Annotated in this window: 13 protein-coding genes and 1 tRNA gene; 7 read left to right on the plus strand and 7 right to left on the minus strand. The window is 67.3% G+C overall.

Annotated features, from left to right (window positions below; translation table 11 throughout):
* From Ari01nite_RS38450 to Ari01nite_RS38460, 3 genes are all read right to left on the minus strand, one after another.
* Nucleotides 1-647, minus strand: a 647-nt coding sequence (locus Ari01nite_RS38450; RefSeq protein ID WP_203787903.1) for a lysophospholipid acyltransferase family protein, incomplete at its 3' end; no start/stop codon positions are given.
* A 517-nt stretch (nt 648-1,164) separates the two neighbouring features.
* Nucleotides 1,165-5,448, minus strand: a complete 4,284-nt coding sequence (locus Ari01nite_RS38455; protein ID WP_203787905.1) for a hypothetical protein — start codon at nt 5,446-5,448, stop codon at nt 1,165-1,167.
* Between the two features lie 700 nt (nt 5,449-6,148).
* Nucleotides 6,149-6,221: transfer RNA gene (locus tag Ari01nite_RS38460), tRNA-Lys, on the minus strand.
* A 157-nt stretch (nt 6,222-6,378) separates the two neighbouring features.
* Here Ari01nite_RS38460 and Ari01nite_RS38465 point away from each other — a divergent pair.
* The 6 genes from Ari01nite_RS38465 to Ari01nite_RS38490 all read left to right on the plus strand — a co-directional run bounded on the left by Ari01nite_RS38465 (nt 6,379) and on the right by Ari01nite_RS38490 (nt 13,401).
* The gene (locus Ari01nite_RS38465; RefSeq protein WP_203787907.1) at nt 6,379-7,647 is read left to right on the plus strand and encodes a L,D-transpeptidase; all 1,269 of its coding nucleotides are present in this window, start codon (nt 6,379-6,381) and stop codon (nt 7,645-7,647) included.
* Between the two features lie 152 nt (nt 7,648-7,799).
* Nucleotides 7,800-9,023 (plus strand): L,D-transpeptidase, encoded by a 1,224-nt coding sequence (locus tag Ari01nite_RS38470; protein ID WP_203787909.1) that lies wholly within the window; start codon nt 7,800-7,802, stop codon nt 9,021-9,023.
* An 82-nt stretch (nt 9,024-9,105) separates the two neighbouring features.
* On the plus strand, nt 9,106-9,528 hold the full coding sequence (locus Ari01nite_RS38475) for a hypothetical protein (RefSeq protein WP_203787911.1): 423 nt from the start codon (nt 9,106-9,108) through the stop codon (nt 9,526-9,528).
* A 182-nt stretch (nt 9,529-9,710) separates the two neighbouring features.
* On the plus strand, nt 9,711-10,595 hold the full coding sequence (locus Ari01nite_RS38480) for an MHYT domain-containing protein (protein ID WP_203787913.1): 885 nt from the start codon (nt 9,711-9,713) through the stop codon (nt 10,593-10,595).
* Nucleotides 10,596-10,711: 116 nt separating this feature from the next.
* A complete protein-coding gene (locus Ari01nite_RS38485) occupies nt 10,712-12,391 on the plus strand; it encodes a putative bifunctional diguanylate cyclase/phosphodiesterase (protein WP_239163380.1) in 1,680 nt (559 codons plus the stop codon).
* Nucleotides 12,382-13,401, plus strand: a complete 1,020-nt coding sequence (locus Ari01nite_RS38490; protein ID WP_203787916.1) for a 3-oxoacyl-ACP synthase III family protein — start codon at nt 12,382-12,384, stop codon at nt 13,399-13,401. Before Ari01nite_RS38485 ends, Ari01nite_RS38490 begins: the two co-directional genes overlap by 10 nt.
* On the opposite strand, the gene Ari01nite_RS38495 is transcribed toward Ari01nite_RS38490, so the two are convergent.
* Genes Ari01nite_RS38495 through Ari01nite_RS38510 form a run of 4 tightly spaced genes read right to left on the minus strand, consistent with a single transcriptional unit; the run spans nt 13,364 to nt 14,940 of the window.
* Nucleotides 13,364-13,720, minus strand: coding sequence for a PRC-barrel domain-containing protein (locus Ari01nite_RS38495; protein ID WP_203787918.1), 357 nt, complete (start codon nt 13,718-13,720; stop codon nt 13,364-13,366). The two genes, Ari01nite_RS38490 and Ari01nite_RS38495, sit on opposite strands and share 38 nt — an antisense overlap.
* Before the next feature lie 29 nt (nt 13,721-13,749).
* Nucleotides 13,750-14,184, minus strand: coding sequence for a response regulator (locus Ari01nite_RS38500; RefSeq protein WP_239163381.1), 435 nt, complete (start codon nt 14,182-14,184; stop codon nt 13,750-13,752).
* Nucleotides 14,185-14,238: 54 nt separating this feature from the next.
* Nucleotides 14,239-14,628 carry a DUF2750 domain-containing protein gene (locus Ari01nite_RS38505; protein WP_203787922.1) on the minus strand — a complete coding sequence of 130 codons (390 nt, stop codon included), beginning with the start codon at nt 14,626-14,628 and terminating at the stop codon, nt 14,239-14,241.
* 24 nt (nt 14,629-14,652) lie between these two features.
* A complete protein-coding gene (locus tag Ari01nite_RS38510; RefSeq protein ID WP_203787924.1) occupies nt 14,653-14,940 on the minus strand; it encodes a hypothetical protein in 288 nt (95 codons plus the stop codon).
* On the opposite strand from Ari01nite_RS38510, the gene Ari01nite_RS38515 reads away from it, so the two are divergent.
* Nucleotides 14,933-15,418 (plus strand): hypothetical protein (locus tag Ari01nite_RS38515; protein WP_203787926.1); only part of this gene is annotated, 486 nt, incomplete at its 3' end. The genes Ari01nite_RS38510 and Ari01nite_RS38515 overlap by 8 nt on opposite strands.

The following is a 15,418-nucleotide window of genomic DNA, read 5'->3' on the forward strand; positions in this document are numbered from 1 at the left end:
TGTCGTCTCGCCGCTGCCACCGGCGCGACGGCGCGGAGTTCGGCGGTCAGCCGCGCGGCCAATTCCAGCGCGGATTCCGACGGCGACGACGGTGTGGGTTCGAAGAACGTCACCTTCAGCCGGGGGCGTCGCGGGAAACGGGCGATGTCCACGGTCCCGGAGACCGCCGCGCAGACGATGCGGGCCTGCGGCACGGCCTGAGCGAGACGTCCGGCACCGCTCCGGGCACGCAGCTGCCGACCTTGTGAGCGGCTGCCTTCAGGGAAGATCCCGAGGCAACCGCCGCCGGAAAGGCACTGCACTGCGGCATTCAGCGCGTCCGTGTCGGCCCGACCGCGCCGGACGGGGATCTGTCCCATCCCGTCGAGCACGCGACGGAGCAGCGGATTCTTCCAGAGCGATGCCTTGGCGAGGGCCTGGATCTGCCGGTGCCGGCGGGCGGCGAACGCAATAACCACGGGGTCCCACGCGCTGTCGTGGTTGGCCGGGACGATCGTCGCGCCGTGCATCGGAAGGTTGTGCAAGCCCACCACCTCTAGGCGGCCCCACCAGCGGACGATCGGCCCTGCCGCCGCCATGACCGCTCGATAGACCGGCGGGATCCGGCCAGCGTTGTGGATCGCAGCGGCAGAACGATTGCGCTCCATGACTCACTCTCACTGTCCAAGCCAATGCCGTTTCATCAGCGAACGCTTGCAGCTTTGCTCGCGCATGCCGTCGTCCACTGCATGGACGGCGACTCACCGGCCCTGTTTAACAGGTCGAGCGGCCCTCAGCAACGCGAACGCGTGGTGGGATGTGAGAAGGAGTCGAGGGCGACTGGCGCCGAACCTCAAAGCCTTCTGTCGGCAGGCTCGAACTGGTCCGGCGATTGGGTTTGATGCGCCGTTTCTCGGCGATGATCAGACGCACTCTTCTCGGCTACTTGTCCGGGAGCTGAGCTGTCGCGCCGACCGTCACGCTCGGTAGCGAGCGGTTTGCGGCAGATCCGGATAACGGCGGGCGTTCCGATGGTTCGGCGCGTCAGGGTAATAATGATCACTATTCAACGGTGCGTACGCGTTGGAGCGCGGCAGCACGTGGAGCCGCGGCGGCGAACGCTCGGCAAGGTCTGCGTAGCCCAGCGACACGGAGACAGAGCCCCGGGCCAAGAGACGGGCGGCGTCAAGGTGTGACGGTTGTCGGGGTCTTGCGACGTGACCAACTGCTGGGTACCGGCAGGTTGCCGTTGATGACAACCGTGACTACAACGCTGGGCGAGTGCGGATCAGTCATGCCGTGTTGCTTCGGGTTGAGGACAAATAGGAAGTTTTCAGGGGTGCCGATAGGGAGCACCTTCTGACTCATATCGAGGATTACCAGGATGGAAAGCCGAGTGCCGTCAGCGGCGGCGTACTGGGTCGGCTGGCCGATGTATTTGGTGGCCGATTGGGCCGTCACGGGTTGATCCCGCGCGACCTTCAACTCGGCTGTGATGCCGTCGTGTCTGGTATCAAGGTATCCGTGCGCGAGGGCGTTGCCTCGTTCGACGCGCCCTTCAAGGGTGGGGTCGGCGAGCAACGCTGCGTGTATGTCGTCGTGGAACTGACGTTCTTTGATGTACTGACCGCGCCGGTACTTCTTGTTCCAGGTCATGGCGAGGCCGATGCGAGAGATGGCATTCAGAAGTCGCGCGAAGGCTTGCAGGTGGTTATGGGGGTAGCCGGCGGAAGCAAGCTGCTCGTAGATGGCCAGGAGGTGTTCGTTGAACACTTCGTACTGGGTGGTGGCGTCACGGGCGGGGTCGTACGGACGCACGCGAAACTCGCGGTGGCCGGCAACGTCGAGGGGTTGACTCTTTGGTTCACCGTGTTCGTCCACCCCACGCCACGTGAGGCGGACAACGACTGGTGGCGCGTGTTGGGTGCTGGGCACGGCATAGCGAACGTGAAGCGTTCCGGACCCTTCAAAGGTGTTGGGGTCGCCGGTGTGCTGGTGACGTTGCCAGGTCAGGGCCGGTCGCTGAAGTTCAGTGTCGTTCAGCGTGCTGACCAGTTCAGCATCCAAACGTTGCACCCAGGCGGGCCAAGGATCAGTCTGAATCTGGAGCGCAAGGGTGTGGGTGAGGACGGGGTTGACAATGGCTGGCCCGGTGAGGAGCTTGTCGTCGACGGAGACGAGTGCAACGGCGACAGTAGGGCTCTCGGGCTCGGGGTCTGCTGGCGGTTGCCAAGGGTCGACCGCATGCTGGCGCTGAGGTGCCCGTATGAACAACATCGGTGCCGGCAGCGCTGCAGCTTGGGCAAGGATCCGCTCCAAATCGGGAGACCTGGCCGGGTCAGCATGGGTGTCGATGAGGTCTCTGAGTTCACGAATCCGCAGGAGCAGCGGATCGTCCTGCCGCTGGGCGGAAAGGTCGATGGCAGCGGCCCTGCGTTGGGCGGCGGTCCGATTTGCCATTGCCTGGGCTAGATCCGCGTTCAGCTCGGCTGCCTCGGCATCCAGTAGGTACGCGACGCTGGCGAGCAGCCGGGCGGTGACTGTCAGGCCGGCGTGGGTGGCGGTTCCGGTGGACCTCCCCCCGACCTGGAGGTCCTTACTTAGTGCTCGTATCCCTCCGGCGCGTTTGGCGAGCATCTCGGCTGGATCAGTCGATTCAGCAGCTGCGGCGTTGAGGTCGATCGGTGCGTCATCGAACGCCGCGATGACTCCCGAGGGTGTCGGAAGGTTGAGCAGGCAGCAGACGGTGGCGGCGCGGGTTGCGGCCATCCGGTAGTAGGGCCGCAGCCAACGTTGGTCGTCATCGGCACAGCTTGAGACTGCACCGATCGCTGCGCTGACGTCGTAGATGGCGGCACGGACCGACGCATCTGCCCCGCTCGGAAGCTCGGTCGCAAGGGTCGCGTGCAGTCTTGCTACCGCGAGGGCCAGCGCGGTGAGCGTGCGCTGTGAGTTCCGTGCCGGTTCATCCGGAATGCGTTCCAGCGCGGCTTGGAGTAGCGCAACGACATCGTCGCGTCGTTCAGCACGAGCGAGGACCTCGGCGTACTCCATTGACCCGTAGTGTGATTCCGGCGAGTGCTGTGCCCCGGTGGCGATGATGTCTGCGGTGGGCAAACCGAGCAGGCCGGCGCCACAGTCGAGGAGACCTTTGAGTGCTTCCTCGGCTTCGTCCTGTTGCCGCAGTCCGTAGGTGCGGTGACGGGCGAGCATCAGCCAAATCTTCGCCAGCTCGGGAGCGACTCGAGCGTCCGGTTGCCACGGCTGGTCGGTGAGTTTCGACGCCTGGTACCACTCAACCGGAGGAACTCGCGCTAGCGCCCTTTTCTCCAGTGCGGCGACGGCATCGAGGCCAGGGACGTGATGGCGGAGCGCCGCGAGTGCCGCCAGGAACATATCGAAATGGTCGGTGACATTGACACCCTCCATCACCTGGATCGCATGCACGGCCAAACGCATCCTGGCGTCCTGAGTAGTCCACTGCAGGCGGCATGCCGCGTCGAGGACTGCGTCGATCATGACGACATAAGCGTCGGCGGTCAGCGCCGGCAATAGATCTGTAACTGTGGAAGGGAGCGCGTGACTCCCGCCGATGGTTGTCCAGGCTTTCAGAGCAGCCGAACGCGGACCCTGGTCCGCGTCGACGAGGTAGGTGTGGAGCGTCGGGAGGATGGCCTGCAGGACGCCGGGCTGGTTGCCGTGGCGGCGGCCGATCTCGCCGAGCGTGCCCAGAAGTGGCATGACCACCTCGGCTCCGAGTTCTGCGTCACGTTCGTTCGTGATGAGCACGACTACAATCCGGCACACGTCGAGCGAGTTGGGCGCGGACGCCAACTCGACCGCGTTAAGAAGTCGTCGGGCTGACTGGTACAGGCTGTTCCGTCGTGACCATGCCTCCATCCCTGCCAGCGGGTCTGGAGGTGTGACCGAGGTAAGTAAACTCTGCGGCGCTTTCTCCCGTTGCCGGGTCAATGTGAGAAATGCGCCGAGGATCGCATCGAGATGTCCGGCCAAGATGCCAGCGTGTAGGCGTCCCATCTGCTCGATGATCTCTACCGCCGAAAAGGTGACCTCGTGCCCCCAGGACTCATCGGTGCGAGCAAGCAGGAACACGAACGCCGCCTCGGCAACCGCGGCAGCCTCCTCAAGGCTGACGACGGGGTCGTGAGCGCGTCGATGGATGTAGTCGGTGTCGACCATGTCAACCGCATGGCGAACCGCGCTCACCAAACCCTTACGTGTCGGCTCTGATGCGTGCTTCCCGGCGTCCCCGAGCAGTTTGACCACCCGTGCCGGTGCGGCGACGAGCATCCGACCCAGCGCGCGTTCCGCAGTCCCAACCGTGCCCGGGTCGTAGCTGTCCTCCGGAGAAACGCCGAGCGACAGGACTACGTTCGGGAGCGTTTCGAGCGCAACCTCCAGGTGAGTGCCGGCGAGATGCTCGATCGCGCCGGCTGCTGCACGGCGCTCGAAGTCCGACACTCGCCGAGGTCGATGGGTGGGCGCTGTGATGATGCCCGTGGTCGTAGGTCGAGGCAGCATTACGGCCAACCGCGCGACCAGGGCTTGAGGAGACAGGTCTGCCAGCAGCCGCAGCGGGCCTGGGTCGTTCGCCTGTACCACCGGTGCCGGACCGGAAAAGTGGTGGTCCTCCGGCGTCTTTGACCCGGCTAACACCACGAGCGACCGGATCACCGCATCATCGACCGCTACCGGCTCAACAAGACTGAAGTGGTCGGTCAAGCACCGGCCGGCCTCGATGTTCGCGCCGTTCCGCAACACTGCCAACGCGGTCGCAATCAGCTTCTCCGCAAGGTCGGGCCGCTGCGACACAAGATGCCGCAGCGGCTCCAGCAGCTCAGCCACACCGACGTTCTCCACGGCATCGAACAGTTCGTCGACGATAGCGGGTTCGAATCGGTCGCTTGCGCGTCCCGCAATCGCGACGAGACGTCGACGTGCACTCTTCGTCGCCTCGACGTCCCCGTCGACTACAGGGTCCGGATCGAGCACATCGAGGTCGTCCAGGATTCCGGAGGTCGCTGGGTCCGCAGTTGCCCGCAGGCTCCGGCGTCGTTCCGCACGTTCAGCACGTACGGCGGCCCGCTGCCGAAGCGCCTCAGCCTTCTCCGCCTCCACGGCAGCTGCCTGTGCCTGGCGGATAGAGACTTCGGTTTCCAAGTTAGGAAGCCGACCCGTTGGTCGCCGCATCTCACAGCCACCGCAGTGCTCGGTGTAGAAGCTGAACGCGACCTGCTCCAACCACATACCGGAAATATTGCCGATAGCGACCGGGCACTCGATCCGGCGCCGATTTAACGGCAGCCCCGTCATTTCCTCGATCATCCCGCGGCCGCCCGACTCCACGAAACGAATATGTTGACAATGGTTAATCGCCAACTCCATAACGCGCGCGTTCTGTTGACCCCTCTCGAGGTACTTGGCGAACTCACCCTCGTCCATGGTCAACTTCCGCTTGTAAGTGCTCGCATCACCCCTCCAGTGTCCCGCACGCGGCCGAACTGAATCGCTCTGGGTTCAGTAAGCGTTAAGGGCAAGATCAGGTGCACTGTCATCGGCAAATCCGGACGTCGCTTGGGACCTCGACATCACCCCCTGTAGCCGACGCGTTTCTTGCTCCGGCCTGTCGTCCTACCACCCACCAGTTGGTTCGCGCCCCACACCAACGCCGGCATCGCCAACGGCTGGCCGGAGTTCAGCCGCCGTAACCGCGACAGTCCCTGCGACCACCGGAGGCCACCGCGGATGCGGGGACGGCCCCTCAGTACCCCGCACCTTCACTGGCCGTCCGTGCAGTCCCGTGGCTTGACCGCAGCGGACCATCCCGTCAGGTCGCCAGTCCTTCATAGTTGAAGAACCGAAAGTCACAGCTTCGGCCGAGTGTTGCCATGACCAATACCGTACGCCGCAGTCGTACACATGTTCCATCTGTGGCCTGTGGACTAGCGGCTCGCGGCCCGCGAATGCGGGGGCGTGGGTTTGGCACGGTGAGCTGGATCACCAGGGGGCGTCAATGGCGACGAATACCGCCCCCTGTCGCCAGGTGTCAGCGTCTCCAGATCACGCATGGATCACGCATTCGTCCACATGGGACGAAAAAATGGCCCTGGTCAGACGTGAAACGCCTGCTCAAGGCCATGATCACCTGTGCGCCGCGTAGGACTCGAACCTACAACCCGCGGATTAAGAGTCCGCTGCTCTGCCAGTTGAGCTAGCGGCGCTCTCCGGCAACGACGGAAACGTTAGCACGCACGCCGCGGATCCCCGAAATCGCCCCACTCGTCCGCTGCGCACAGTTGAATCAGCCTCAGGGATGACCCGCGGCCTTGCATTCATGAGGCAGTATGTCCCCGCAAACTTCAGAACGGGGCTTCAGGGATGGTCGGCATGCGGCGCTCGCTGGTGACGGTCGTGGTGGCGGCGGTGGTCGCGCCGCTCGCGCTGTCCGCCTGCGGTGACAACAACAAGCGGTCCGCCTCCTGGGTGGGCGCCGGCGCCAGCGGTGCGCCCAGCGTCGGGCCGAGCGGGCCGGCCCAGGGTCCGGTCACCGAGGCCGGCGCCGTCCCGATCTCGCTGTCCGTCACGCCAGCCGTCGGCAAGAAAGACGTGCCGGTCAGCGCCGAGCTCGGCCTCAAGGTGTCCGGTGGCAAGGTCACGACCGTCACCCTCACCGACGGTGACGGCAAGGCGGTGCCGGGCAAGCTCCGGACGGACGGCTCGGCCTGGGTGCCGGGCAAAACCCTCAAGACCAAGGAGACGTACGCCGCCAGCGTCGTCGCCACCTCGGAAAGCGGCCTCACCAAGACCGTCACCACGAAGTTCACGACCATGGGTGCGCCGGGCCGCAAGACCGGCACGGGGCTCTACCTCTTCGACGACAAGACCTACGGGGTGGCGATGCCCGTGGTCGTCGAGTTCAGCCCGGGCATCAAGAAGGCCGACCGCGCCGCCGTGCAGAAGCGGATGTTCGTCGACACCACGCCGGCGCAGCCGGGGGTCTGGTCGTGGACGTCCAGCGGCACCCAGGCTTATTACCGCGGCCCGAAGTTCTGGGCGGCGGGCACCACGCTGGCCGTCCGGATCGCGGTGGGTGGCCTGCCCACCGGCGGCGGCCGGTACGGCGACCGGGACCGGTCGGCCACCGCCAAGATCGGGCGCAGCTTCGAGATGAAGGTCGACAACGCCACCAAGAAGATGACCGTGGTGGAGAACGGTAAGACCGTCCGCACTGTGCCGGTGAGCCTCGGCAAGGCGAGCACGCCGTCGTCCAGCGGGGTCATGGTGGTGATGGACAAGATGGCGCAGACCGTCTTCGACACCCGCGCCGAGCTGGGCCCCCAGGAGGGCTACCGGATCGACATCCAGTACGCCCAACGGCTGACCTGGAGCGGCCAGTACATTCACTCGGCACCCTGGTCGGTGGGTTCGCAGGGCCGCCGCAACGTGTCGCACGGTTGCGTGAACGTGTCACCCGCGAATGCCCGCTGGCTGTTCTCGAAGACGCTGGTCGGCGACCCCATCACGGTCAAAGGCACAAGCGACAAGCTGGCGTACGGGAACGGCTGGACCGCCTGGAACGTGAGCTGGGCCGAGTTCCTCAAGGGCAGCGCGCTCCCCGTACCGGAATCTTTGAAGTCATTGAAGTGACATATATCCGTGCAACCCTGACGTGGGTGTCACGCGCCTGAGGGGTACGTGCATACCACCCGGCAGCGCGCGCGGCACGAAACCGGGATTGGTGACCGGAGATTTCTGGAGCAAGATTGGGCGCCGGGGACGAACGGAGCCGTGAGGGGACCATGAACATCAGTCGAGTAGGGCGGCCGTGGCGATTGACCACGGTCGGGCTGATAGCGGGCGCTGTTCTGCTGGCCTCCGGCTGCGGTCGCGGCGACGACAAGTCGCCGTCCTGGCAGGGTGGTCCCGAGGGGGCCGCCGGCGCCTCCGCAACGCCGTCGCCGGCACCCACGCTGAGCACCGTCTCGGTCGTCTCGCCCAAGGCCGACGAGACTGGCGTGCTCGCGATCGCCGACGTGAAATACGAGAGCGAGGACCCGGACAACACGTCCGTCTCGGTCACCGACCCGGACGGCAAAGAGGTCAAGGGCACACTCGACAAGGACGACAAGGTCTTCAAGCCGGCCAAGGCTTTGGATTACGACACCAAATACACGGTCACCGTCACGGGCACCGTGGCCGAGGGTAAGAACGGCACCGCCACCAGCACGTTCACCACGATGAAAAAGCCGTCGAAGGTGATCCGCGCGACCAGCTTCCTGGGTGACAACCAGACGGTGGGCGTCGGCATGCCGCTGATCGTCCGGTTCAACCGGTCGATCCCGGAGGGCTACCGCGACGACGTGGAGCGCCGGATGACGGTCACCGCCACGCCGGCCCAGGAGGGCACCTGGCACTGGACCAGCCCCACCGAGGTGCACTACCGGCCCAAGGTCTTCTGGAAGGCGTACTCGAAGGTCTTCTACCGGGTGCAGCTGGCCGGCGTGCCGCTGGGCAACGGCTACTACGGCCGCACCGACATGACGGTCGACCTCAAGATCGGCCGCGCGCTGGTCATGACGGTGTCCAACAAGTCCAAGAAGATGACCGTCAAGCAGGACGGCAAGGTCATCAAGACGATCCCGGTGAGCCTCGGCAAGCCGAGCACCCCGTCGTCGAGCGGCACCATGGTCGTGATGGAAAAGAAGGAGCACACCGTCTTCGACACGCTCGACGAGCTGGGTCCGGAGAAGGGCTACAAGCTCCCGATCGACTACGCGCAGCGGATCACCTGGAGCGGCCAGTTCATCCACGCGGCCCCGTGGTCCGAGGGCAAGCAGGGCAAGGTCAACGTGTCGCACGGCTGCGTCAACGTGTCCGAGGCGATGGGCAAGTGGCTGTTCGGCCGCACCATGATGGGTGACCCCATCACGGTGAGCGGCACCGAGGAGAAACTCAAGAACGGCAACGGCTGGACCGACTGGAACATGAGCTACGAGCAGTACAAGAAGGGCAGCTACCTGTAGCCCTAGCTTGGTGCAAAAGGCCCGGTCGGCACGACCGGGCCTTTTCCGGTGGTACGCCGTAAACCACGCATACCCTGAGCTGATGCACCGCCTGCGAGCCGCCGCGGTTTTCGTCCTGCTTTGCGCCCTAGTAGCCGCCTGCGGCGCCGACCACCCCGCCCCGTCCGAGGTCCCAACCGGCAGCGCTCCCAGCGCGGGAGGGCCGAGCGGGGCCGGTGCGGGCGTCGCCGATGAGCCGCCTGGCATGATCGCGTGTGCTCGGCTGGCGGAGTCGATCGAGGACGGCAGCCTCATGACGCCGGGCGTGGTCGACGGCGTTCTCGCGGCGAGCGAGACCGCGGATGCTCCCGTCGCTGATAGTGCGGATCGGCTGAAGAGGGCCTACGATGCGGCCCTCGCCGCCGCCGGGAATGCGGACGAACCGGACGCCGTCGCGGCGGTTAGTGCCGCCGCTTCGGAAATGTCGGACGTTTGCGGTGACAGTGGGCTGGGCACTGCGGGGTGACATTCAGTGAAATCGGTCAATGTTGTCTTGACCAGCGGAATCCCGGCAGTAAGACCTTTGGTGCGTTGTTTCGATATCTGTAGCCAGATCAGGGCGCCAGCCGGGTCACAAGCCTTCCGTCCGTAGCGATCAAGAAGGCATTATGCATGGCCGGACCAGGGCGTTTGAGAGAGGAACTGGCCATGGCACAGATCCATCACTTCGATCACGGGTGGATCACCCCGACCGTGAGCTACGTGCTTTCGGTTCTCGGCTCGCTGCTGGGCCTCACGCTCGCCGTGAAGTTCCGGGCGGCCCGCTCCGGCGCCGAGCGGATCTGGTGGCTCATCCTCGCGGCACTGGCCATCGGCGGCACCGGCATCTGGAGCATGCACTTCGTCGCCATGATGGGCTTCGACGTGGACGGCACCCCGATCCGGTACGACGTGGGCCTCACCTCGGCCAGCGCCGTCATCGCCGTGGTGGCGGTCGGCCTCGGCCTCGCGATCGCGCTGCTCGGCCACGCCGCGCAGAACATCCGCGTCCTCAGCGGCGGCGTCATCGCCGGCCTGGGCGTGGCCGCGATGCATTACACCGGCATGGCCGCGATGCGCCTCAACGGTGACATCCACTACGGCACCACCCGGGTCGGCATGTCGATCGGCATCGCCGTGGTGGCCGCCTCGGTGGCGCTGTGGCTGGCCGTGACCGTACGCAAGCCGGCGATCATCTTTGTCTCCGCGCTGGTGATGGGCGTCGCGGTGAACGGCATGCACTTCACCGGGATGTCCGCCATGTGGGTCAACACGCGCCCGTCCGACGGCCAGTTGCTGGGCGCCACCGCGGCCAACATGCTGGTGCCGATCGGTGTGGCCGTGGTCTTCGCCTTCATCGGGCTCGGCTACGCCCTGATGGCCGCGCCCACCGAGGAGGACCGCGCGGCCGCCGCCTACCTGGCCGCCCGCCGCGAGGGCACCGCCACCAGCACCATTCCGCGGCAGCCGGGCCCGTCCGCCCCACATGGCGACCAGCCGCGCGCCTCCGGCCTGGCCGGCGGCAGCTGGACCTACCGCGACCGCTCCCAATAGATCCGGCCGTCCGTCCGCACCACGGCTGGACCCGGTCCGCAACCGAATCGCACCCGCCCGCTGTCATCCTCGCCTGCGGAGCAGCTCTAAGAGCCGTGCGAGAGGTGGAACGACGGGTGGCGACACTGGGCGAACTCGCCAGGCCGGGGGCCGTACTCCCGGTGCATACGACCCTGGACCGAGTGGAGGCGCTGCTGCGTGACGACCCGGACTGCCTCGGTGTGATCACCATGGATGGCGACGTCGTGCACCTGCTCGACCGGGACCGGCTGGACGCCGTCCTGGCCGGCGACCGCGACCGCCTGCTCAGCGACGTGCTGGACGGGCCGGCCATGGTCCTGCCGGCCACCATGGCCTGGGACGACGCGGCCCGTGCCGCGCTGGCCCGGCCGGCCGGCCGCAAGTCGGCGCCGGCCGTGGTCGAGCACCCGGACGGCAATCTCGGCGTGGCCCCGATCGGCCCGCTGGTCGAGCACCTCAGCGAGAGCTACGCCGCGCTGGCGTTCCAGGACGGTCTCACCGGGCTCGGCAACCGCCGGATGCTCGGCGAGGTGCTGGCCGCGTTCGACCCGGCCCGGCCGGTCGGGCTCATGCTGGTCGACCTGGACCGGTTCAAGGAGATCAACGAGGCGCTCGGCCACGGCGGCGGCGACCAGGTGCTCCGGCACACCGGCGCGGTGCTGGCCGGCCTCTGCGCGCAGGCGTTCCGGCTGGGCGGCGACGAGTTCGTGGTGCTGATCGAGGAGGCGGTGGACGACCTGGAGGCGGTCGCCCGGCGGCTGCTCGAGTCGCTGCGCGAACCGGTCCTGGTCGACGGCGTGCACATCCACGTCGAGGCGTCACTCGGGGTCACGTCCGGTCCGGCGTCCGAGGCGCTGCTGGCCCAGGCCGACGCCGCCATGTTCGCGGCGAAGCGGGACCGGACCGTGGTCGAGCGCTGGCGGCCCGAGCTGCGCACCGCCAACCCGATCGACCTGAGCCTGCAGGCCGAGTTGCGCAGCGCGATCGCGGACGGCCAGCTCGTACTGCACTACCAGCCGCTGGTCGACCCGGCCGGCCGGGTCTGCTCGGTGGAGGCCCTGGTCCGGTGGCAGCACCCGGAGCGCGGCCTGCTGCCGCCCGGTGCCTTCCTGCCGCAGGCCGAACGGTCCGCGGTCATCGCCGACCTCACCGACCGGGTGCTCGACGAGGCGATCCGGCAGGCCGCGCGCTGGCGGGCCGCCGGCTGGCTGCTGCCGGTCGCGGTCAACCTGGCCGCGCCGGTGCTGGCCCACGACCGCTTCATCACGGTCATCCGCGCACTTCTCGACCAGCACGGCGTACCCGGCAACGCTTTGATTGTGGAAATCACCGAGAGTGCCGTGATGACCAAGCCGGAACGCAGCGCCCGCTGGCTGGACGCGATCCGCGAGCTCGGCGTGCGGATCGCGATGGACGACTTCGGCACCGGATACACGTCGCTGGCGCTGCTCACCCAGCTGCCGCTGGACGAGCTGAAGATCGACCGGGCGTTCACCAACCGGATTCACCACCCGCAGGAGCGGGTGATCGTCGAGGCGGTGGCCCGGATGGCCAACGGGCTCGGGCTGACCCTGGTGGCCGAGGGCGTCGAGGATCAGCACACCGCCGACATCCTCTGCGGGCTCGGTTTCGACCTGCTGCAGGGCTACCACTTCAGCCGCCCGGTGCCGGCCGGCGACCTTATGGTCCCGGCCACCACTCAAGTGCCGGGTGCCGGTGCCGATCAAGGACGGACAGCCATCGACGACGAAACTGTGGGGGCGGCATGGCCGTAGGCATTCTGGGTACCGGCTCGTATCTTCCGGCCGAGGTGGTGACGAACCGGGACCTCCTGGCCCGCGTGCCGGACGCCGACCCGGAGTGGGTCAGCCGCAAGACGCTGATCCAGTCACGGCGGTTCGCGGCGCCCGACGAGGCCGCGTCCGACCTGGCCGCGCACGCCGCCCGGGCGGCGCTCGAACAGGCCGGGCTGGCGGCCGGCGACATCGACTTCCTGATCGTGTCGACCTCGACCGGCGACTCGCCGCAGCCGCCGACGTCCACGCTGGTACAGGACCTGATCGGCGCGAAGCGGGCGGCCTGCTTCGACATCAACGTGGTGTGCGCCGGGTTCGTGTTCGGCATGGCGCTCGCGCACAGCCTCGTGGTGGTCAACCCGGGTGCCAAGATCCTGGTGATCGCGTCCGACGTCTACTCGCGGATCCTCGACTTCGGCGACCGGCGCACCGCGGTGCTGTTCGGCGACGGGGCCGGCGCCGCCGTGGTCGGCACGGTCCAGCAGGGGTACGGCATCCTCGACCTGGAACTGGTGTCCCGGGGCGACGCGGCCGAGCTGATCCACGTGGACGCGGGCGGCAGCCGCCTGCCGGCCTCGGAGAAGACCGTGGCCAACGGCGACCACTACTTCCGGATGGACGGCCGCGGGGTGCGCAACTTCGTGGCCGGCGGGGTGCCGCCGGCGCTGGACACGCTGCTGCGCCGCACCGGCGTCCTGGCACAGGGCATCGACCACTTCGTCCCGCACCAGGCCAACGGCGTGATGCTGCAGGAACTCGTCGAGCAGGCCGGGCTGCAGAACGCCCGGACCCACCTCACCCTGGACCGGTACGGCAACGTGGGCAGCGCCTCGGTGCCGGTGACCCTGGACGAGGCGGCCCGGTCCGGTGCGCTGCGCGACGGCGACCTGGTGCTGATGGCCGGCTTCGGCGGCGGCATGTCGGTCGGCGCCTGCCTGCTGCGCTGGGGTCCTACTTCGAGGGCGTCAGCCGGTCCCAGGCCTTTCTGAGCAGGTTCCCGAGACCAGCGTCCTCCTCGACCAGCCGGGCCGGGGGATCGGCGCTGGGCTCGGGCAACTCGTTCGCCGGCACCGCGATGATCACGCCGCGCTCGAACATGCCGTCCACCAGTTCGGCTCGGACGAACCGGTGCTCGCGGTTGCCGATGCTGACGATCAGGCCGTGGAACAGGTTGGCCGGCTCGTCGGCGAGCACGTGCTCGACCTGCCCGACCCGGGTGCCGGACCGGTCGTAGACGGCCGTGCCGTCGGCCAGCACCAGGTAGGCCACCGGCGCGCCGAGGTCCTCGGAAGAGTCGTTGTCGGTCATTCGCTCCGGGTACCCCGAGGCGTACCCGGCTACGCCTTTCCGCCCGGCAGGCTCGCCACCTCCCGGTAGAACCGGTCGATCTGGCGCACCGTGGACTCAAAATCATCAAGACCAAAAGGCTTGGTGACGTACGCGTTGGCACGCTGCTGATAGCTCGCGACGATGTCCGGTGCCGCGCCCGACGTGGTCAGGATGACGACCGGAATGGCCTTGAGCCGGTCGTCGCTCTTGATCGCGGCGAGCGTCTCGCGGCCGTCCATCCGGGGCATGTTCAGGTCGAGAAGAATCAGGTCGGGACGCTTCGCCGTGGAGTAGGCGCCCTCGCCCCGCAGATAGTCCAGCGCGTCCCGGCCGTCGACCACGCGATCGACGGCCGCATGAGCATCCGTGCTGTTCAGCGCCTCGGAAATCATGAGGGCGTCGGCATCGTCGTCTTCGACGACCAGGATCTGCAGATTTCGCACGACCGTCCCCCTTGTTTGCAGTGCCGCAAGCATAGGGGTACGCGTCGATCCGGCCTAGCTTCGGGCCACCGCCGGGGTTTCGGCCGGTACAGCGGTCTCCAGCTCGGCGAACCAGCGCAGTACCTGCCCCGGTGTGAGGTCGAATCCGGTCGCTTTTCCGCCGGCCCAATTCACCCCGACGAGTAGTCCGTCGTGCTCCAGATCCGCCATCCAGCGGGAGAGCCATTCGTCGATCGGGATCGGGACAACTTCGAAGTCGTGGTACGCCTCGACGTGCTTGACGATCAGTTGGGCGCGGGTCGGCTTGGACCAGAACGGCACCGAGCGGCGCCCGTCGTTGCCGGCCGGTGCCGGAAAGCCGTTGCCGTCGCGAATCGAGAAGACCCGGCCCTCCTGCGTCACCTCGCGGCGGAACGCCGCCTTGTGGGCTCCGCTGAGCGACATGCCTCTCCCTTCTTGGCGGTACGCCTAATCGTGGCCCATCCGCGGGTCCACGGTCGCTCGGTCTTCCAACATCAGCTTTTCGGCCGAGCATGGCCTAAACATTTTGTACAGGAAAGAGTAGATATGCCCGAAACGCGCGTCAAAGGCGACCCGAATCGCTCCACTGCCCATAGTGTCCGTTCTGCCCGGCCGCTGATCCGGCGGCCGGAAGATTTGACCAGCCCACTGGAGGGTTTTGATGAGCAACAGTCGGCGAATCGGTGCGGCGGTGGCGTTGAGCACGGCAGCCGTCAGCATGGCGGCGATGACCACGGCGGCACCGGCGGCCGCCGCCCCGCGTGGGCCGCAGCCGGCCTCCAGCTGGCTGCGTGCGGTGAAGGCGAACGTCCCGTCCTGGGTCGCCATCAACTGGCGCACGGACCGCCCCGTCTGCGACGCGGTGATCCGCGTCCTCGGCGGCCGGAACGTCGACGTCCGGTACCGCGGCCCGCGCAACTTCACGGCGTTCTCCCGGGGCGACACCCTCCGCCCCGGTCGCACCGACTTCAGCACGGTGCTGGTCAACCCGGACTACGACCGGGCCGGCCTGGCGCGGCTGCGGGTCGTGATCTCGTATGACGAGTGCCGCTTCAACTCGCGCACCAAGGTGAGCTCGTTCAACCTGACGCTTCCGGTCCTGCGCAACAACCGGCCGGGCCACGGCTTCCCGGGCGGTCCGGGTGGGCACGGCGGTCCGGGTGGGCACGGCGGTCCGGGTGGGCACGGCGGTCCGGGCGGGCACGGCGGTCCG

The sequence above is a fragment of the Paractinoplanes rishiriensis genome (genome assembly GCF_016862375.1).
GTDB classification, from domain to species: domain Bacteria; phylum Actinomycetota; class Actinomycetes; order Mycobacteriales; family Micromonosporaceae; genus Actinoplanes; species Actinoplanes rishiriensis.